1 protein-coding gene is annotated in these 233 nt (G+C 50.2%); it reads left to right on the top strand.

From position 1 onward, the window contains the following. On the top strand, positions 1 to 233 hold a 233-nt coding region (locus HBA93_RS23765; protein ID WP_221724850.1), incomplete at both ends, for a response regulator.

Raw genomic sequence — 233 nt, 5'->3', positions numbered from 1 at the left:
AAAGCCTGCACCTGTTGAAAAGAAAGCAGAAAAACAGGCTGATCTCTCCGGTTCGGCAACAGTTCTTCTGGTTGAAGATGAAGATGCAGTGCGTATGGGCGGTGTCCGTGCGCTGCAGACACGAGGTTATACAGTTCACGAGGCATCGTCCGGCGTTGAGGCGCTGGAAGTGCTTGAAGAACTTGAAGGTAAGGTCGATATTATTGTTTCTGACGTGGTTATGCCGGAAATGG

Source organism: Ochrobactrum sp. SFR4 (genome assembly GCF_019730395.1).
Classification (GTDB): Bacteria; Pseudomonadota; Alphaproteobacteria; order Rhizobiales; family Rhizobiaceae; genus Pseudochrobactrum.
Note: the sequence above shows the minus strand (reverse complement) of the source record. Positions and strands in the feature narration are given on the sequence as shown.